The organism is Pseudomonas sp. M1 (genome assembly GCF_022760135.1).
Lineage (GTDB): Bacteria > Pseudomonadota > Gammaproteobacteria > Pseudomonadales > Pseudomonadaceae > Pseudomonas > Pseudomonas citronellolis.
The window spans coordinates 6,678,590-6,698,253 of the sequence record NZ_CP094343.1; the positions used below are offsets into that span (position 1 = coordinate 6,678,590).

Genomic DNA, 19,664 nt, shown 5'->3' on the forward strand with positions numbered 1-19,664 from the left:
AGCCAGGTGCATTTTCAGGTCGGGAGCGGACATCTTTTCCCCGGCCAGGCAGCCGAGAATCGGCGGCAGCGGCATCGCCATTCGAGGAGCCCCCGGCATGGCCATCAGTGTGTTCGACCTGTTCAAGATCGGTATCGGCCCTTCCAGCTCGCATACCGTTGGCCCCATGCGCGCCGCCGCCCTGTTCGTCGGCGCCCTACGCGAGCGCCAGTTGCTGCCCCGCGTCGACCGCGTCGAAGTGAAGCTCTACGGTTCGCTCTCCGCCACCGGCGTCGGCCACGGCACCGACCGCGCCGTGATCATGGGCCTGATGGGCGAATGGCCCGACCGCATCGATCCCAGCCAGATCGCCCCGCGCATGGCCGAGTTACTTGGCAGCGGCGAACTGCTCCTGGCCGGCGAGCGGCGCATTGCCTTCGACTGGGTGCGCGACATGCGCCTGCTGGAGGAGAACCTGCCCTACCACCCCAATGCCATGAGCCTGGTCGCCTACGAGGGTGACGCCGAGCTGTACGCCGACACCTATTACTCCATCGGCGGCGGCTTCGTCGTCGATGCCGAGCAGGCCGCCACCGGCAGTCTCGACCAGGACGCCACCCGCCTGCCCTATGACTTCAACAGCGCCGCCGAGCTACTGCAGCTGTGCCGCCGCCACAACCTGCGCGTGTCCCAGCTGATGCTGGCCAATGAGCGCATGTGGCGCAGCGACACCGACACCCGCGACGGCCTGATGCGCATCTGGCGCGCCATGCAGGACTGCGTGAACAACGGCCTCAAGGCCGAGGGCATCCTCCCCGGCGGCCTCAACGTGCAGCGTCGCGCCGCCCGCCTGCACCGCAACCTGCTGGAGATCGGCAAGCCCAACGTCATCGGCTCCACCCTCAGCGCCATGGAGTGGGTCAACCTCTACGCCCTGGCGGTCAACGAGGAGAATGCCGCCGGCGGGCGCATGGTCACTGCGCCCACCAACGGCGCGGCCGGCATCGTCCCGGCGGTGCTGCACTACTACATGCGCTTCAACCCCGATGCCAGCGAGCAGGACGTGGTGGACTTCTTCCTCGCCGCCGCCGCGGTGGGCATCCTGTGCAAGAAGAACGCCTCCATCTCCGGCGCCGAAGTCGGTTGCCAGGGCGAGGTCGGCTCGGCCTGCGCCATGGCCGCCGCCGGCCTGGCCGAAGTGCTCGGCGCCAGCCCCGAGCAGGTCGAGAACGCCGCCGAGATCGGCCTGGAGCACAACCTGGGCCTGACCTGCGACCCGGTCGGCGGCCTGGTCCAGGTGCCCTGCATCGAGCGCAACGCCATCGCCGCGGTGAAGGCCATCAACGCCGCGCAGATGGCCCTGCGTGGCGACGGCCAGCACTTCATCAGCCTCGACCAGGCCATCCGCACCATGCGCGACACCGGCGCCGACATGCACGACAAGTACAAGGAAACCTCCCGCGGCGGCCTGGCCGTCAGCATCATCGAGTGCTGAGGAGAGCGCCATGCACGACACCGCCCCGGCCCACGTGAACTTCCTGCTGCAGGACGGCTTCGACCTGTTCGCCCTGGCGCTGGCCCTGGAGCCGCTGCGCCAGGCCAACCTGCTGGCCGGCGCCAGCTGCGCCGTCTGGGCCCTGCTGAGTCTGGACGGCGGCCCCGCCAGGGCCAGCAGCGGCCTGTGCGTGAACTGCGACGCCAGCCTCGCCCAGCGCCCGCCGGCCGACCTGCTGCTGCTCTGCGGCCCGGAAGGCTGCCGCCCGGCGAGCGGCGAGGGCGACTGCGCCAGCGCCCTGCTGCAACTGATCGGCCGCAGCCAGGGCCCGGCGCTGGCCCAGGCCGTGCGCACCATCCTCGACGACGAACGCAGCCTGGGCACCCTCCAGGCCTCCACGCCGCCCCATGCCGGCCTGCAGCGCGCCATCGCGCTGATGCGCGCGCACCTCACGCGGCCCCTGGGCATGCCGCAGCTGGCGGCCACCCTGGGCCTGTCGCGGCGCCAGGTGGAGCGCCTGTTCCAGCGCTACCTGCAATGCACGCCGGCGCGCTACTACCAGCGCCTGCGCCTGGCCCACGCCCGCCAGCTGCTGCGCGGCAGCGCCCGGCCGCTGGCCGAGGTGGCGCGGGCCTGCGGCTTCCCCTGCCAGCAGCATTTCACCCGCTGCTACCGCGAGCACTTCGGCCGCCCGCCGACCCAGGAGCGGCGCCAGGCAGCGCTGCACTAGCCCTTTCCCCGGTTGCACCACAGGCCCGCACGTGTCGGCAGCACGTTGCGGGCCTCTTTTTTTGCGCCCACGACACCGAGAAACACCCCCGTAGGATGGGTTGAGCTTGCGATACCCATCAGGCCATGGCGGTGGGTTTCGCAAGCTCAACCCATCCTACGAAGAGCGCCCCGGCGCGGGCCGAGCGGATACGTCCAAGTTCGGGTCGGATTCGTGCAAAAGAGCGCCCCGGCCTTCTGCTGCAATGCCTTCCAACGACGGGCCAGAAAGGCGCGTCGACCGACAAGAAGCAGCGAGGAAGAACGCCATGCAAATGCCCCAGACGATCCGCATCCGCAACGGCCAGAAGGTCCGCCCGACCTTCTCCGGGCAGGAATACGCCAACCGCCAGGCCAGACTGCGCGCCCACCTGGCCGAGGCGGGCATCGATGCCGCGGTCTTCACCTCCTACCACAACATCAACTACTACTCCGACTTCCTCTACTGCTCCTTCGGCCGCCCCTACGCCCTGGTGGTCACCCAGGACGCTGTGGTCAGCATCAGCGCCAACATCGACGGCGGCCAGCCCTGGCGCCGCACCCAGGGCACCGACAACATCGTCTACACCGACTGGCAGCGCGACAACTACTTCGCCGCCATCCAGCAGGCCCTGCCCAAGGCCCGGCGCATCGGCGTGGAGTTCGACCACCTGAATCTGCAGAACCGCGACAAGCTCGCCGCCCGCTATCCCGAGGGCGAGCTGGTGGACGTGGCCGCCGCCTGCATGCGCATGCGCATGATCAAGTCCGCCGAAGAGCACGCCATCATCCGCCACGGCGCCCAGGTGGCCGACATCGGCGGCGCCGCGGTGGTCGAGGCGCTGCACGACCAGGTGCCGGAATACGAAGTGGCCCTGCACGCCACCCAGGCCATGATCCGCGAGATTGCCAAGCGCTTCCCCGACGGCGAGCTGATGGACACCTGGACCTGGTTCCAGTCCGGCATCAACACCGACGGCGCGCACAACCCGGTGACCTCGCGCAAGGTGAACAAGGGCGACATCCTCAGCCTGAACTGCTTCCCGATGATCGCCGGCTACTACACCGCCCTGGAGCGCACCCTGTTCCTCGACCACTGCTCCGACGAGCACCTGCGCCTGTGGGAGGTCAACGTCAAGGTCCACGAGGCCGGCCTGAAGCTGATCAGGCCCGGCGCGCGCTGCTGCGACATCGCCCGTGAGCTGAACGAGATCTACCTGGAACACGACCTGCTGCAATACCGCACCTTCGGCTACGGCCACTCCTTCGGCACCCTCAGCCACTACTACGGGCGCGAGGCCGGCCTTGAGCTGCGCGAGGACATCGACACGGTGCTGGAGCCGGGCATGGTGGTCTCCATGGAGCCGATGATCATGCTCCCCGAGGGCCTGCCGGGCGCCGGCGGCTACCGCGAGCACGACATCCTGATCGTCACCGAACAGGGCGCCGAGAACATCACCCGGTTCCCCTACGGGCCGCAGCGCAACATCATCCGTAAATGACCTCGGGAGCCGCGTGCGCACAGCACGCGGCTTCTTCGCTTGCAGAACGAGCACCACCGCCCCGGGGCGGTGCCACGACCGATAAGAACAAGAGGCTGCGCCGGGCGTATCCGCGCCAGCCACGACTTACCCGCTGCCGAACTTCCATTTCGATAACAACAGAGGTATGGGCAATGGTCACCTTCACGCACGGCGCCAGCGGCGCTCCCGACACCCCCGCGCAACACTGCGCCCAACCGGCGGGAGGCGCACAATGAGCCTCTCCCAGCAACCCCTGGCCTACGGCCGAAGCGCCATGAACGCCCCCGTCTCCGAGGAACGCCGCGTCCTGCGCCGGGCCGCCAGCGCGGCCTTCATGGGCAACTTCGTCGAGTGGTTCGACTACGCCGCCTACGGCTACCTGGCGGCAGTCATCGCCGTGGTGTTCTTCCCGCAGACCGACAAGGTCTCCGGCCTGCTGGCCACCTTCGCGGTGTTCGCCCTGTCGTTCATCGTGCGGCCCATCGGCGGCATCGTCTGGGGCCACATCGGCGACCGCTTCGGCCGGCGCAACGCGCTGTCGCTGTCGATCCTGATCATGTCCGGCTCGACCTTCTGCATCGCCCTGCTGCCCGGCTATGCCCAGGCCGGCCTGGCGGCGCCGGGGCTGCTGCTGGCCATCCGCCTGGTGCAGGGTTTCTCCGCCTCGGGCGAATACGCTGGCGCCTCGGCCTTCCTCGCCGAGTACGCCCCGGAAGGCAAGCGCGGCTTCTACACCTGCCTGGTGCCGGCCAGCACCGCCGCCGGGCTGCTGGTGGGTTCGCTGTTCGCCGCCCAGCTGTATACCCACCTGGACAGCGCCCAGCTGCACGAATGGGGCTGGCGCCTGCCCTTCCTGCTGGCCGCGCCCCTGGGCCTGATCGGCCGCTACATCCGCCTGCACCTGGCCGATACCCCGAAGTTCCGCGAGATGGAAGCGGCCATGGAGCAGAAGCAGGGCCAGCACCGCGCGCCGATCCGCGAGCTGTTCGGCACCCACCGCAAGCACCTGCTGGTGGCCGTGGGCGCCACCTGCCTGAACGCGGTGGCCTTCTACCTGATCCTCAGCTATATGCCGACCTACCTGTCCGCCGAGATGGGCATGAGCGAGAGCGATTCCTTCCTCGCCTCCACCGTGTCGCTGGCCACCTACATCGGCTTCATCTTCCTGATGGGCAAGCTGTCCGACCGCTTCGGCCGCAAGACCATGCTGGTGGCCGCCTCGCTGCTGTTCCTGGCGCTCACCGTGCCGCTGTTCCGCCTGCTGGGCAACCAGGGCTTCGCCTTCATCCTGCTGATCCAGATCGGATTCGGCCTGATGCTGGCGATGAACGACGGCACCCTGCCCTGCTTCCTCGCGGAAATCTTCCCCACCCGCGTGCGCTACACCGGCTTCGCCTTCAGCTTCAACACCGCCAACGCTCTGTTCGGCGGCACCGCGCCGTTCATCGCCACCTGGCTGATCAGCCTCACCGGCAACAAGCTGGCGCCGGCCTGGATGCTGGTGGCCGCGGCGGCGGTGGCGCTGCTGGCGATGCTCTGCGTACGGGAGACGGCGCACCGGCCGATGGAGGATTGAGGCAGCCGCGCCATCCGTAACGAAAAGCCGTGCCCCCGGGCACGGCTTTTCGCGTTTCAGGCCCCCAGTGGGCTCTGCTTGCGCTGGCCGCGCGGCGAGCAGCCGAAGAAGCGGCTGTAGCACTTGGAGAAGTGCGCCGGCGAGGTGAAGCCGCAGGACAGGGCGATTTCGCGGATCTGCGCCTCGCTGCGCAACAGCAGGTCGCGGGCGCGGTTCAGGCGCAGTTCCAGGTAGTACTGGCTGGGGGTGCGCTGCAGGTATTTGTGGAACAGGCGTTCCAGCTGGCGCACCGACACCTCGTTGAGCTGCGCCAGTTCGTCCAGCTCCAGCGGCTCCTCCAGGTTGGCCTCCATGATCGCCACGATCTGGCTCAGCTTGGGCTGGGCGCTGCCCAGCTTCTGCCGCAGGGGGATGCGCTGCTGCTCGCGGGAGCCGCGCATGCGGTCGCACAGCAGCAGCTCGGCGGCGCGGGTGGCGATCTCCACGCCGCCCGGCTCGCGGGCGATCAGCTGCAGGGTCATGTCCATGGCCGCGGTGCCGCCGGAGCAGGTGTAGCGGTCGCGGTCCAGCTCGAACAGCTGGTTGGAGATGACGATGCCGGGGAAGCGTTCCTTGAGCTGCTCGATGTCTTCCCAGTGGATGGTGCAGCGGTAGTCCTTGAGCAGCCCGGCGCTGGCCAGCAGGTGGCTGCCGGTGCAGATGCCGCCCAGCGGCACGCCCTGGCGGGCCAGCTTGCGCAGCCAGTCGAGCAGGCGCCGGTCGCACTTGGCCGGGATGGGGTTGGAGCCGACCACGAAGAGCGCGTCCAGGCGCGGCACCTCGTCGATGCCGTGGTCCGGCACCACGCGCATGCCATTGCTGGCGCGCACCGGCTCCAGGTCCGCGGCGATCTGCAGGGTGCGGTACAGCGGCCGGTGCGCCGCCAGGTTGGCCATGCGCAGGGTTTCCACCGCCGAGGCGAAGCCGATGGTGGTGAAGTTGGGCACCAGCAGGAAGCCGAAGGTCCTGGTGGCGGTGGCCGCAACGGCGTCGGGTTGGTGTTCGCGACCGTTGGTCGGGACAGCGCTGAGCATTATCGATACCTCCACTGCGCTGGCTGGCACGGCGTTTTCCGCGGGGCGGGGCGACGGCAGTCAGGACAGCCTGCTTTTCTTGTTCTTCTGCGACATGCGCCGGGGGCGCTGGCGGCCTCCAGCTTACACCCTTGGCGATGTCGCGCCGACGCCTTCGCGGCCGTCGCGGGCCCGGCGCAGACGAAGCAGGGACGGGCGGTGCAGCGCGCGGGTAGGTTTGGGCATTTTGACGTCGCAAACAGGCAAATGGGGGGGCTGGCTATTGCGCACAATCGATTGCAACTGGCTAATACCGATCCCTTCGCGCCGAGCCCTGCCAGGCTCCCGGCGCGGGCGGTCAGGGCAGCCTCCACCCACAAGCGACGCGCCTGTCGCACGGAGACCGCGATGTTCAGCAAGCATGACCAGATCCAGGGCTACGACGACGAACTCTTCGCCGCCATGGCCGCCGAGGAAGAACGCCAGGAAGACCACCTGGAGCTGATCGCCTCGGAGAACTACACCAGCAAGCGCGTCATGCAGGCCCAGGGTAGCGGGCTGACCAACAAGTACGCCGAAGGCTACCCGGGCAAGCGCTACTACGGCGGCTGCGAGCACGTCGACAAGGTCGAGCAGCTGGCCATCGACCGCGCCAAGCAGCTGTTCGGCGCCGACTACGCCAACGTCCAGCCGCACTCCGGCTCCTCGGCCAACTCGGCGGTGTACCTGGCGCTGCTCAACGCCGGCGACACCCTCCTGGGCATGAGCCTGGCCCACGGCGGCCACCTGACCCACGGCGCCAAGGTCTCCTCCTCCGGCAAGCTGTACAACGCCGTGCAGTACGGCCTGGACACCGCCACCGGGCTGATCGACTACGACGAGGTCGAGCGCCTGGCCGTGGAACACAAGCCGAAGATGATCGTCGCCGGCTTCTCCGCCTACTCCAAGACCCTCGACTTCCCGCGCTTCCGCGCCATCGCCGACAAGGTCGGGGCGCTGCTGTTCGTCGACATGGCCCACGTCGCCGGCCTGGTGGCCGCCGGCCTGTACCCCAACCCGCTGCCCTACGCCGACGTGGTCACCACCACCACCCACAAGACCCTGCGCGGCCCGCGCGGCGGCCTGATCCTGGCGCGTTCCAACGAGGAGATCGAGAAGAAGCTCAACTCCGCGGTGTTCCCCGGCGCCCAGGGCGGCCCGCTGATGCACGTGATCGCCGCCAAGGCGGTGTGCTTCAAGGAAGCGCTGGAGCCGGAGTTCAAGGACTACCAGGCCCAGGTGATCAAGAACGCCAAGGCCATGGCCGAAGTCTTCATCGACCGCGGCTACGACGTGGTCTCCGGCGGCACCGACAACCACCTGATGCTGATCAGCCTGGTCAAGCAGGGCCTGACCGGCAAGGAAGCCGACGCCGCCCTCGGCCGCGTGGGCATCACGGTGAACAAGAACGCCGTGCCCAACGACCCGCAGAGCCCGTTCGTCACCTCGGGCATCCGCGTCGGCACCCCGGCCATCACCAGCCGGGGCCTGAAGGAAGAACAGAGCCGCGAGCTGGCCGGCTGGATCTGCGACGTGCTCGACCACCTGGGCGACGCCGACGTCGAGGCCAAGGTGGCCACACAGGTCGCCGGCCTGTGCGCCGACTTCCCGGTCTATCGTTGAGATTCCCGCGGCCCTTGCTCCGTAGGAGCGGGCCCTGCCCGCGAATGGCCGAAAGCATCGCGGGCAGGGCCCGCTCCTACAGGTAGAACGCCGCGACACGAGATTTTCAGGAGCACCCACATGCAACGCTACTCCGGCTTCGGCCTGTTAAAGCACTCACTGAGCCACCACGAGAACTGGCAGCGCATGTGGCGCACGCCCACGCCCAAGCCGGTGTACGACGTGGTCATCGTCGGCGGCGGCGGCCATGGCCTGGCCACGGCCTACTACCTGGCCAAGGAACACGGCATCCGCAACATCGCGGTGGTGGAGAAGGGCTGGCTGGGCGGCGGCAACACCGCGCGCAACACCACCATCGTCCGCTCCAACTACCTGTGGGACGAGTCGGCGCAGCTCTACGAGCACGCCATGAAGCTGTGGGAAGGCCTGTCCCAGGACCTTAACTACAACGTCATGTTCTCCCAGCGCGGCGTCTACAACCTCTGCCACACCCTGCAGGACATGCGCGACGGCGAGCGCCGCGTCAGCGCCAACCGCCTCAACGGCGTGGACGGCGAGCTGCTGAACGCCCAGCAGGTGGCCGAGGAAATCCCCTACCTGAACTGCACCAAGAGCGCCCGCTACCCGATCATGGGTTCCACCGTGCAGCGTCGCGGCGGCGTGGCCCGCCACGACGCGGTAGCCTGGGGCTTCGCCCGCGCCGCCGACGCCCTGGGCGTGGACCTGATCCAGCAGACCGAGGTCATCGGCTTCCGCAAGCAGGACGGCGCGGTGATCGGCGTCGAGACCAACCGCGGCTTCATCGGCGCCAAGCGCGTCGGCGTGGTCACCGCGGGCAACTCCGGGCACATGGCCAAGCTCGCCGGCTTCCGCCTGCCGATCGAATCGCACCCGCTACAGGCCCTGGTTTCCGAGCCGCTGAAGCCGATCATCGACAGCGTCATCATGTCCAACGCCGTGCACGGCTACATCAGCCAGTCGGACAAGGGCGACCTGGTCATCGGCGCCGGCATCGACGGCTACAACGGCTACGGCCAGCGCGGCTCCTACCCGGTGATCGAGCACACCCTGCAGGCCATCGTCGAGATGTTCCCGGTGCTCTCCCGCGTGCGCATGAACCGCCAGTGGGGCGGCATCGTCGACACCACCCCGGACGCCTGCCCGATCATCGGCAAGACGCCGGTGAAGAACCTGTTCTTCAACTGCGGCTGGGGCACCGGCGGCTTCAAGGCCACCCCGGGCTCGGGCAACGTCTTCGCCGCCACCCTGGCGACCGGCGAGCCGCATCCGCTGGCCGCACCCTTCTCCATCGAACGTTTCCACAGTGGCGCGCTCATCGACGAGCACGGTGCTGCGGCAGTAGCTCATTGAACACTCGCCCGCAGGGCGACAACTGATTCCCCTCTCCCGCTTGCGGGAGAGGGTGCCCGAAGGGCGGGAGAGGGTGGTTCGGCGAAGAGCCGGCGCCCCGCCTCCCACGGAAGGCAACCCCGGAGGTTTAGACCATGCTTCACATCTTCTGCCCCCATTGCGGCGAGCTGCGCTCCGAAGAGGAATTCCACGCCAAGGGCCAGGCGCACATCCCGCGCCCGCTGGACCCCGGCGCCTGCACCGACGAGGAGTGGGGCGACTACATGTTCTTCCGCGACAACCCGCGCGGCATCCACCACGAGCTGTGGGTGCACGCCGCCGGCTGCCGGCAGTACTTCAACGCCACCCGCCACACCGTGACCTACGAGATCCTCGAAACCTACAAGATCGGCGAGAAACCCAGCGTGACCAGCGCCGAGAAGAAACCCGCCGCCCAGCCCGCAGTCGCGAAGGCCTGAACATGAGCCAGATCAATCGCCTTTCCCGTGGCGGTCGCATCGACCGCAGCAAGCCGCTGACCTTCACCTTCAACGGCCAGCAATACCAGGGCTTCGCCGGCGACAGCCTGGCCGCCGCCCTGCTGGCCAACGGCGTCGACGTGGTCGGCCGCAGCTTCAAGTACTCCCGCGCCCGCGGCATAGTCGCGGCCGGCGCCGAGGAGCCCAACGCCATCCTGCAGATCGGCTCGCGCGAGGCCACCCAGGTGCCCAACGTGCGCGCCACCCAGCAGGCCCTGTACCCGGGCCTGGTGGCCAGCAGCACCAACGGCTGGCCGAACGTGCAGAACGACCTGATGGGCGTGTTCGGCAAGGTCGGCGGCAAGATGATGCCCCCCGGCTTCTACTACAAGACCTTCATGTACCCGCAGTCCATGTGGCTGACCTACGAGAAGTACATCCGCAAGGCCGCGGGCCTTGGCCGCGCGCCCACCGAGGTCGACCCGGACAGCTACGACTGGATGAACCGCCACTGCGACGTGCTGGTGGTCGGCGCCGGCCCCGCGGGCCTGGCCGCCGCCCTGGCCGCCGCGCGCACCGGCGCCCGGGTGATCCTGGCCGACGAGCAGGAAGAGTTCGGCGGCAGCCTGCTGGACACCCGCGAGACCCTCGACGGCAAGCCCGCCGCCGAATGGGTGGCACAGGTGCTGGCCGAGCTGAAGTCGCTGCCGGAAGTCGTGCTGCTGCCGCGCGCCACGGTGAACGGCTACCACGACCACAACTTCCTCACCATCCACGAGCGCCTCACCGACCACCTGGGTGAAACCGCGCCGCTGGGCCAGGTGCGCCACCGCGTGCACCGCGTGCGCGCCAAGCGCGTGGTGCTCGCCGCCGGCGCCCACGAGCGGCCGCTGGTGTACGCCAACAACGACCTGCCGGGCAACATGCTGGCCGGCGCGGTCTCCACCTACGTGCGCCGCTACGGCGTGGCGCCGGGCAAGAAGCTGGTGCTCTCCACCAACAACGACTACGCCTACCGCGTGGCCCTGGACTGGCAGGAAGCCGGCCTGGAAGTGGTGGCCATCGCCGATGCCCGCGCCAACCCGCGCGGCGAGTGGGTGGAAGAAGCCCGCAAGCGCGGCATGCGCGTCATCACCGGCAGCGCGGTGATCGAAGCCCGCGGCGGCAAGCGCGTGAGCGGCGCGAAAATCGCCGCCATCGACCCCATCCGCCTGAAGGTCACCGCCCCCGGCGACTGGCTGGACTGCGACCTGATCGCCAGCTCCGGCGGCTACAGCCCGGTGGTGCACCTGGCCTCGCACCTGGGCGGCAAGCCCGAGTGGCGCGAGGACATCCTCGCCTTCGTCCCCGGCGAAGGCCTGCAGAAGCGCATCTGCGCAGGCGCCGTGAACGGCGTGTTCCGCCTCGCCGACAACCTGCAGGACGGCTACAACGCCGGCACCCAGGCCGCCGAGGACGCCGGCTTCAAGGCCGTCGCAGGCGAGCTGCCGAAGGCTTCCGAGCGGGTCGAAGAGCCGACCGTGGCGCTGTTCCAGGTGCCCCACGAGAAGCCCACTTCTCGCGCGCCCAAGCAGTTCGTCGACCCGCAGAACGACGTCACCGCCGCGGCCATCGAACTGGCCTGCCGCGAGGGCTTCGAGTCCATCGAGCACGTCAAGCGCTACACCGCGCTGGGCTTCGGCACCGACCAGGGCAAGCTGGGCAACATCAACGGCCTGGCCATCGCCGCCCGCGCCCAGGGCAAGAGCATCGCCGAGACCGGCACCACCATGTTCCGCCCGAACTACACCCCGGTGACCTTCGGCGCCGTGGCCGGCCGCCACTGCGGCCACCTGTTCGAGCCGGTGCGCTTCACCGCCCTGCACGCCTGGCACGTGAAGAACGGCGCCGAGTTCGAGGACGTCGGCCAGTGGAAGCGCCCCTGGTACTTCCCCAAAGCCGGCGAGGACATGCACGCCGCCGTGGCCCGCGAATGCCGCGCGGTGCGCGAGTCGGTGGGCCTGCTGGACGCCTCCACCCTGGGCAAGATCGACATCCAGGGCCCGGACGCCCGCGAGTTCCTCAACCGCGTCTACACCAACGCCTGGACCAAGCTGGACGTGGGCAAGGCCCGCTACGGCCTGATGTGCAAGGAAGACGGCATGGTCTTCGACGACGGCGTGACCGCGTGCCTGGCGGACAACCACTTCGTCATGACCACCACCACCGGCGGCGCCGCCCGCGTGCTGGAGTGGCTGGAGCTGTACCACCAGACCGAATGGCCGGAGCTGAAGGTGTACTTCACCTCGGTCACCGACCACTGGGCCACCCTGACCCTGTCCGGCCCCAACAGCCGCAAGCTGCTGGCCGAGGTCACCGACATCGACCTGGACAAGGACGCCTTCCCCTTCATGACCTGGAAGGAAGGCAAGGTGGCCGGCGTGCCGGCGCGGATATTCCGCATCTCCTTCACCGGCGAGCTCTCCTACGAGGTGAACATCCAGGCCAACTACGCCATGGGCGTGCTGGAAGCCATAGTCGAGGCCGGCAAGAAGTACGACCTGACCCCATACGGCACCGAGACCATGCACGTGCTGCGCGCCGAGAAGGGCTTCATCATCGTCGGCCAGGACACCGACGCCTCGGTGACCCCGGACGACCTCAACATGGGGTGGGCCGTGGGCCGCACCAAGCCCTTCTCGTGGATCGGCTGGCGCGGCATGAACCGCGCCGACTGCCTGCGCGAAGACCGCAAGCAACTGGTCGGGCTGAAACCCACCAACCCCATGGACGTGCTGCCCGAAGGCGCCCAGCTGGTATTCACCACCCAGCAGTCGATCCCGATGAACATGGTCGGCCACGTCACCTCCAGCTACATGAGCAGCACCCTCGGCTACGGCTTCGCCCTGGCGGTGGTCAAGGGCGGCCTCAAGCGCATGGGCGAGAAGGTCTACGCGCCCCTGGTCGACGGCCGGGTGATTGAGGCGGAAATCTGCAGCTCGGTGTTCTACGACCCGAAAGGCGAACGGCAGAATGTGGATTAAGAGCAGCTGCAAGCGGTAAGCGACAAGCCGCAAGCGAAGGCCGAGCCCTCCTCCGCCAGGAGGAGGGCGTCAGGATTCCAGGGCGCACGGCGCCCCAAGGTGAATACGAATGAGCAAGGCAAACCTCTACCAGCAATGCCCCGAAGCCGGGGTGAAAGTCGAGACCCCGCTGCACCACGCCGAGCTGGACAAGCTCGCCGGCCGCAGCGTCGCCAACGCCGGCATCACCCTGCGCGAGAAGAAGCTGCTGGGCCACCTGACCCTGCGCGGCAGCGCCCATGACGCGGCCTTCGCCGAAGGCGTGCACAAGGCCCTGGGCCTGGAGCTGCCGGTGGCCCTGGGCCTGGTAGCCAAGGGCGAGGTCTCGCTGCAGTGGCTGGGCCCGGACGAGTGGCTGCTGATCGTCCCCGGCGGCGAGGAATTCACTGTTGAGAAGAAACTGCGCGAAACCCTCGGCGAAGACCTGCACTACTCGGTGGTCAACGTCAGCGGCGGGCAGACCCTGCTGGAACTCACCGGGCCGAAGGTGCGCGAGCTGCTGATGAAGTCCACCAGCTACGACGTGCACCCGAGCAACTTCCCGGTGGGCAAGGCGGTGGGCAGCATCTTCGCCAAGTCCCAGTGCGTGATCCGCCACACCGGCGAGGACACCTGGGAACTGGTGGTGCGCCGCAGCTTCGCCGACTACTTCTGGCTGTGGCTGCAGGACGCCAGCGCCGAGTACGGCCTGCAGATCGCCGCCTGATCCCGGCGGGCGGGCCACCCGGCCCGCCCTCCCGCGTCGCCACCGGAGCCACGCCATGAGCCGCACCCCCGATACCTGGATCCTCACCGCCGACAGCCCGAGCCTGCTCGGCACCGTCGACGTGGTGACGCGCCACCTGTTCGAACAGCAGTGCTACGTCACCGAGCACCACTCCTTCGACGACCGCCTGGCCCAGCGCTTCTTCATCCGCGTGGAGTTCCGCGCCCCGTCCGGCTTCGACGAGGCGGCCTTCCGCGCCAGCCTGGCCGAGCGCGTCGAGCCCTTCCAGATGAAGACCGAACTGACCCCGCCGGGCTACCGCAGCAAGGTGGTGATCATGGTCTCCAAGGCCGACCACTGCCTGAACGACCTGCTCTACCGCCAGCGCATCGGCCAGCTGCCGATGGACGTGGCGGCGGTGGTTTCCAACCACCCGGACCTGGAGCCCCTGGCGCGCTGGCACGGCATCCCCTACCACCACTTCGCCCTCGACCCGCAGGACAAGGCCGCCCAGGAAGCCAAGGTGTGGCAGGTGATCGAGCAAAGCGGCGCGGAACTGGTGATCCTCGCCCGCTACATGCAGGTGCTCTCCCCCGAGCTGTGCCGCAGGCTGGACGGCTGGGCGATCAACATCCACCACTCGCTGCTGCCCGGCTTCAAGGGCGCCAAGCCCTACCACCAGGCGTACCAGAAGGGCGTCAAGCTGGTCGGCGCCACCGCCCACTACATCAACAACGACCTCGACGAGGGCCCGATCATCGCCCAGGGCGTCGAGGCCGTGGACCACGCCCACTACCCCGAGGACCTGATCGCCAAGGGCCGCGACGTCGAGTGCCTGACCCTGGCGCGAGCGGTGGGCTACCACATCGAGCGGAGGGTGTTCCTCAACGCGAATCGGACGGTGGTGCTTTAAAGAGCCGCTGGAGGCTGGAAGCCGGAAGCTAAAGGAAAAAGCCGGAGCCCAAGCCCCGCTCAGGACGGCCCCCTCTCCCTTCGGAGCGGGGCGCGCAGCCAGGGCTGGGGAGAGGGGCTCTTGGAGGCTCCCCCCGAAAGCCACTGGGTTCCCGCATACGCGGGAATGACGAAAAGGGGAATCACCACCCTCCCCCGTCATCCCCGCGAACGCGGGGAACCAGCAACAGGCAACACCGACAGACCCGCCGGCTGCCAGCTGTACCCCGGCCCTGTCGCGCAACAGACGACATCCCAGTGCAAAGCCGCGTGGCCGCCGCGCCGCGCATTTGTACCCACAACGACAAAGAGGAATGCGTATGTCTGGCAATCGTGGTGTGGTTTATCTCGGCCCAGGTAAGGTCGAAGTTCAGAACATCCCCTATCCCAAGATGCAGGACCCGCAAGGCAAGCAGATCGACCACGGGGTGATCCTGCGGGTGGTCTCCACCAACATCTGCGGCTCCGACCAGCACATGGTGCGCGGCCGCACCACCGCGCCCACCGGCCTGGTGCTGGGCCACGAGATCACCGGCGAAGTGGTGGAGATCGGCCGCGGCGTGGAAACCATGAAGATCGGCGACCTGGTCTCGGTGCCCTTCAACGTCGCCTGCGGTCACTGCCGCACCTGCAAGGAGCAGCACACCGGCGTCTGCCTGACGGTCAACCCGGCGCGCGCCGGCGGCGCCTACGGCTACGTCGACATGGGCGGCTGGGTCGGCGGCCAGGCCGAATACGTGCTGGTGCCCTACGCCGACTTCAACCTGCTGAAGCTGCCGGACCGCGAGAAGGCCATGGAGAAGATCCGCGACCTGACCTGCCTGTCCGACATCCTGCCCACCGGCTACCACGGCGCGGTCACCGCCGGCGTCGGCCCGGGCAGCAGCGTGTACATCGCCGGCGCAGGTCCCGTCGGCCTGGCGGCTGCGGCTTCTGCCCGCCTGCTGGGCGCCGCGGTGGTGATCATCGGCGACGTCAACCCGACCCGCCTGGCCCACGCCAAGGCCCAGGGCTTCGAGATCGCCGACCTGTCCAGGGACACCCCGCTGCACGAGCAGATCGCCGACCTGCTGGGCGAGCCGGAAGTGGACTGCGCGGTCGATGCGGTGGGCTTCGAGGCCCGCGGCCACGGCCATTCCGGTTCGCAGCACGAGGCCCCGGCCACCGTGCTCAACTCGCTGATGGGCATCACCCGGGTGGCCGGCCAGATCGGCATCCCCGGCCTGTACGTCACCGAGGACCCGGGCGCGGTGGACGACGCCGCCAAGCACGGCAGCCTGAGCATCCGCTTCGGCCTGGGCTGGGCCAAGTCGCACAGCTTCCACACCGGCCAGACCCCGGTGATGAAGTACAACCGCCAGCTGATGCAGGCGATCATGTGGGACCGCATCAAGATCGCCGACATCGTCGGGGTGGAAGTCATCACCCTGGACGAAGCGCCCAAGGGCTACGGCGAGTTCGATGCCGGCGTGCCGAAGAAATTCGTCATCGACCCGCACAACCTGTTCCGCGCCGCCTGAGCCGCGGCCAGCGCTCCGACCGCGGCGTCCCCCGCCGCGGTTTCTCTCCAGGGGAGCCTTCGGGCTCCCTCTTTTTTTGCGCCGCATTCCCCTGTAGGAGCGCGCCCTGCGCGCGAATCGCGGGCAGGGCCCGCTCCTACGGCAAACATGACGCCCCGTGCCTCAACGGCCCCTCACCCTAACCCTCTCCCGGAGGGAGAGGGGACCGTTCGGCGTGTGCGGGGAGGCTGGAGTCAGCCGGAGACAAAGGACCCACAGCCAGCACGCGCCGCATGCTCTTCGTAGGATGGGTATCGCTTCGCTCAACCCATCCTACGAAAAGCCGTGCTTCCCTGGAGGGGTAGGAGCGGACTCCGTCCGCGATATCCACAGCAGGCCAAGTACGACAGGGACTTCATGGCGCAGCACGGCCGGCGAGCCCGGACTAAGCTGACGGCTCCCCTTTCCCGGAGCCCGCCATGTCGCTGACCAGCCTGCTCGTTCCCTCGTTCACCCACATGCTCACGAACCTGTCGCAATGGCTCGACAAGGCCGCCGCCCATGAAAGCGCTGCCGGCAACGACGTCGACGAACTGATGGCGCAACGCCTGGCGCCGGACATGTACCCGCTGGCCGCGCAGGTGCGCTTCGCCTGCTTCCAGGCGCTGGAGCCGACCTACCGCCTACGTGGCCTGGCCGTTCCGCAGGCGTGGCTGCAGGTGCGCAACGACGGCTGGGCGTCGAACGAGCGGCCGGGCACCCTGGCCGAGGCCCGGGCCTGCATCGCCGAAGCGCTGGCAGCGCTCGCCGACCTGCCCGGCGACGCGCTCGATGGCCGGCCCGAGGCTCCGATCGCGCTCGACCTGCCCAACGGCATCATCTTCGACATGGACAGCCAGCAGTACGCCCGCGACTGGTCGTTCCCGCAGTTCTATTTCCACTGCATCACCGCCTACGCCATCCTGCGCAGCCTGGGCGTCGAACTGGGCAAGGCCGACTACGTCGCGCACGTGCTGACTTACCTGCGCCCGGGCACGCTGCCACAGGCTTGATCCCGGCCTACAGGCCCAGCTTCTGCGCCATGCGCTCGATGGCCTGGCGCTGGAAGGCGCGGAAGTCCGCGTCCGGCTGCTGGCCTTCGAGCATCGGCAGGAAGGGGTCGACCACCTCGGTGGCCACCCCGGCCAGTTCCTCGATCACCGCGTGGCCGCAGAAGGGCACGTAGGCTTCGGCGTAGCCGCCCTCGTGGACCAGCACCAGGCGCCCGTCGCACAGGCGCTCGGCGGCCTCTCGCACGCTGCGGGTGAGGGCGCGGAAGGTTTCGCTGTGGGCGAGCATGCGCGCCAGCGGGTCCACGCCGTTGGCGTCGAAGCCGCAGGCGACCACGATCAGCTCCGGTCGGAAGCGCTCCAGGGCCGGTACTATGATGCGTTCCATGGCGTGGCGATAGGCGTCGTCGCCACTGCCGGGGTACAGCGGCACGTTGACGTTGGCGCCCAGGCCGGCGCCTTCGCCCTGCTCTTCCACGGCGCCGGAACCCACCGGGAAGCAGTCGGCCTGGTGGATCGACAGGCTCAGCACGTCGTCGCGGCCATAGAAGATCGACTGGGTGCCGTTGCCGTGGTGCACGTCCCAGTCCAGCACGGCGACGCGGCGGATGCCGTGACGCGCCTTGGCCGCCTCCACCGCCACGGCAATGTTGGCCAGGTAGCAGAAGCCCATGCCGCGGTCGGCCAGGCAATGGTGGCCCGGCGGCCGCGACAGCGCGTAGGCGTTGTCCAGTTCGCCGCTGAGCACCGCGTCCACCGCGGCGATGGCCAGCCCGGCGGACTGCCGGGCGATCTCGTAGGTGCCGGGGCCGACCATGGCCTCCTCGCCCAGCTCGCCGTGGCCGGCGTCGCTCATGGCCTTGAAGCGTTGCAGGTAGTCCAGCGGGTGGACGCGCAGCAGGTCCTCTTCGCTGGCCAGCGGCGCGCTGGAAAGCTTGAGCTTCGCGCTCAGGCCCGAGACGTCCATCAGGCTCTTCAGCCGCCGCTTGCTCTCCGCCGATTCGGCGTGGCCGCTGCCGGCCGGCGGCTGCAACCAGCCGCCCACCGGGAGGATCAGCGCGTGCAGCCCGGCAGCGTGCCAGAAGCAGCGCTCGTCGAAGAAGAACCCGCTGCGGCGGCTCATGCGCGGGCCTCCGCCAGGGCGCGCTGGCGCTTGCGGCTGAACGCCCAATAGACCGGCGAGACCACGCCCAGGCCGACGATCCAGGAGATGTCGGCGCCGTTCATGGCGCGCGCCACCACCCCGGTGTACAGCTCGGTGGACATGAACGGCACCTGCACCAGGATGCCCAGCACGTAGCAGTTCACCGCGGTCCAGTTGAAGGTGCCGTAGATGCCGCCGTCGCGGCGGAAGAACGACAGCACGTCGTACTGGCCGTGGGCGACCAGGTAGTAGTCGACCAGGTTGATCGCGCTCCAGGGCACCAGCACGTAGAGCAGCAGCAGGATGAAGTTGGTGTAGTTGGCCATGAAGTTGTCCTGGCCGAGCAGGGCGATGGCCAGCGAGCCGCCGAACAGGCTCAGGGCGATCAGCGCGCGCCAGCCGGCGCCGGCCGCCCAGGCCGGGATCAGCGTCTGGCCGACGGTGATCGCCGAGAGCGTGCCGCAGTACAGGTTCATGGCGTTGGTGGCGGCGATGCCGATGGAGAACACCGCCACCAGCACGGCGCTGAAGCCGCCGGTCATGCCGATCAGCCCGGCGACCACGTCGCCGCCATCCAGGCACAGGCCGACGATCACACCCAGGACCATGGGCAGGATCGAGCCCAGGCAGCAGCCCCAGTAGCTGGACCAGAACGCGGTGCGCGCGCCGGTGTCCTGCGGCATGTAGCGCGAGTAGTCGGAAACGTAGGGGGCATAGGCCAGCTGCCAGAGCGCGGCGATCGACAGCGCGCCGAGGAAGCCCGGCAGGTTGAAGCCGTTGCGCTGCAGGAAGTCCGCCGGCAGGCCGTGGATGAACAGCACCCAGGCGAAGCTGACCAGCAGCACCGCGCCGGACAGCCAGGACATCAGCCGGGTGTAGCCGTGGATCAGGCGGTAGCCGAAGACGGTGGCGACGACGCTGACCGCGCCCACCAGCAGGATGCCGGCGTTGGTGGCCACGGCCGGGAAGCGCGCGTGCAGCGTCTGGCCGCCGAGCACCAGGTTGGAGGCGAAGAAGCCCAGGTACATGATCACCACCAGGGCCACCACCAGCAGCGAGCCGAAGGAGCCGAACTGGCCGCGCGTCTGCACCATCTGCGGCACGCCCAGCTGCGGGCCCTGGGCCGAGTGCAGGGCCATGAACACCCCGCCCACCAGGTTGCCCAGCACCAGCGCCAGCAGCGCGGCGACGAAGGACAGCTGGAACACGGTGACGGCCAGCGCCCCCGTGACCACGGTGAGCAGCATGATGTTGCTGCCGAACCAGATGGTGAAGAGGTCGCGGGCGCGGCCGTGGCGTTCGTGCCGGGCGATGGGCTGGATGGTGCTCAGCTCCAGGGTCGCCGCCGGGGTTTGCGTCGTTGTCATTGTGGTTCTCGCAAGGCAAAGCG

15 protein-coding genes are annotated in these 19,664 nt (G+C 68.7%); 12 read left to right on the plus strand and 3 right to left on the minus strand.

All coding sequences use genetic code 11. The annotated features are described in order from the left end of the window. Positions 1 to 97 precede the first annotated feature (97 nt). The 4 genes from PM1_RS29710 (at position 98) to PM1_RS29725 (ending at position 5,320) form a co-directional block, all read left to right on the plus strand. A complete protein-coding gene (locus PM1_RS29710; RefSeq protein WP_024128838.1) occupies positions 98 to 1,474 on the plus strand; it encodes an L-serine ammonia-lyase in 1,377 nt (458 codons plus the stop codon). A 10-nt stretch (positions 1,475 to 1,484) separates the two neighbouring features. Then, positions 1,485 to 2,204 carry a GlxA family transcriptional regulator gene (locus PM1_RS29715; protein ID WP_009614664.1) on the plus strand — a complete coding sequence of 240 codons (720 nt, stop codon included), beginning with the start codon at positions 1,485 to 1,487 and terminating at the stop codon, positions 2,202 to 2,204. 307 nt (positions 2,205 to 2,511) lie between these two features. After that, entirely contained in the window at positions 2,512 to 3,723 is a 1,212-nt protein-coding gene (locus PM1_RS29720) for a M24 family metallopeptidase (protein WP_009614662.1), read from the plus strand. Positions 3,724 to 4,018: 295 nt separating this feature from the next. Then, complete coding sequence (locus PM1_RS29725) at positions 4,019 to 5,320, plus strand: MFS transporter (protein WP_193427672.1); 1,302 nt, start codon at positions 4,019 to 4,021, stop codon at positions 5,318 to 5,320. A gap of 56 nt (positions 5,321 to 5,376) precedes the next feature. Here PM1_RS29725 and PM1_RS29730 read toward each other — a convergent pair whose 3' ends face one another. Further along, positions 5,377 to 6,393 (minus strand): GlxA family transcriptional regulator, encoded by a 1,017-nt coding sequence (locus PM1_RS29730; RefSeq protein WP_009614660.1) that lies wholly within the window; start codon positions 6,391 to 6,393, stop codon positions 5,377 to 5,379. Between the two features lie 387 nt (positions 6,394 to 6,780). On the opposite strand from PM1_RS29730, the gene glyA reads away from it, so the two are divergent. From glyA to PM1_RS29770, 8 genes are all read left to right on the plus strand, one after another. Continuing rightward, positions 6,781 to 8,034, plus strand: a complete 1,254-nt coding sequence (gene glyA, locus PM1_RS29735) for a serine hydroxymethyltransferase (protein WP_009614659.1) — start codon at positions 6,781 to 6,783, stop codon at positions 8,032 to 8,034. A gap of 120 nt (positions 8,035 to 8,154) precedes the next feature. Beyond that, the gene (locus PM1_RS29740) at positions 8,155 to 9,405 is read left to right on the plus strand and encodes a sarcosine oxidase subunit beta (protein ID WP_009614658.1); all 1,251 of its coding nucleotides are present in this window, start codon (positions 8,155 to 8,157) and stop codon (positions 9,403 to 9,405) included. Positions 9,406 to 9,539: 134 nt separating this feature from the next. After that, positions 9,540 to 9,863: a sarcosine oxidase subunit delta gene (locus PM1_RS29745; RefSeq protein ID WP_009614657.1), complete on the plus strand. Its 324-nt coding sequence runs from the start codon at positions 9,540 to 9,542 to the stop codon at positions 9,861 to 9,863. A 2-nt stretch (positions 9,864 to 9,865) separates the two neighbouring features. After that, entirely contained in the window at positions 9,866 to 12,886 is a 3,021-nt protein-coding gene (locus PM1_RS29750; protein WP_009614656.1) for a sarcosine oxidase subunit alpha, read from the plus strand. A 109-nt stretch (positions 12,887 to 12,995) separates the two neighbouring features. Further along, positions 12,996 to 13,631, plus strand: a complete 636-nt coding sequence (locus PM1_RS29755; RefSeq protein ID WP_009614655.1) for a sarcosine oxidase subunit gamma — start codon at positions 12,996 to 12,998, stop codon at positions 13,629 to 13,631. 55 nt (positions 13,632 to 13,686) lie between these two features. After that, positions 13,687 to 14,544 carry a formyltetrahydrofolate deformylase gene (purU, locus tag PM1_RS29760; RefSeq protein WP_009614654.1) on the plus strand — a complete coding sequence of 286 codons (858 nt, stop codon included), beginning with the start codon at positions 13,687 to 13,689 and terminating at the stop codon, positions 14,542 to 14,544. A 358-nt stretch (positions 14,545 to 14,902) separates the two neighbouring features. Beyond that, a complete protein-coding gene (fdhA, locus tag PM1_RS29765; RefSeq protein ID WP_009614653.1) occupies positions 14,903 to 16,102 on the plus strand; it encodes a formaldehyde dehydrogenase, glutathione-independent in 1,200 nt (399 codons plus the stop codon). Positions 16,103 to 16,560: 458 nt separating this feature from the next. Next, positions 16,561 to 17,133: a DUF1993 domain-containing protein gene (locus PM1_RS29770; RefSeq protein WP_009614651.1), complete on the plus strand. Its 573-nt coding sequence runs from the start codon at positions 16,561 to 16,563 to the stop codon at positions 17,131 to 17,133. 7 nt (positions 17,134 to 17,140) lie between these two features. Here PM1_RS29770 and PM1_RS29775 read toward each other — a convergent pair whose 3' ends face one another. Both PM1_RS29775 and PM1_RS29780 read right to left on the minus strand, forming a co-directional pair. Next, positions 17,141 to 18,253, minus strand: a complete 1,113-nt coding sequence (locus PM1_RS29775; RefSeq protein ID WP_009614649.1) for a class II histone deacetylase — start codon at positions 18,251 to 18,253, stop codon at positions 17,141 to 17,143. After that, entirely contained in the window at positions 18,250 to 19,641 is a 1,392-nt protein-coding gene (locus PM1_RS29780) for a purine-cytosine permease family protein (RefSeq protein ID WP_009614647.1), read from the minus strand. The genes PM1_RS29775 and PM1_RS29780 overlap by 4 nt, the downstream gene beginning before the upstream one ends. Positions 19,642 to 19,664 lie beyond the last annotated feature (23 nt).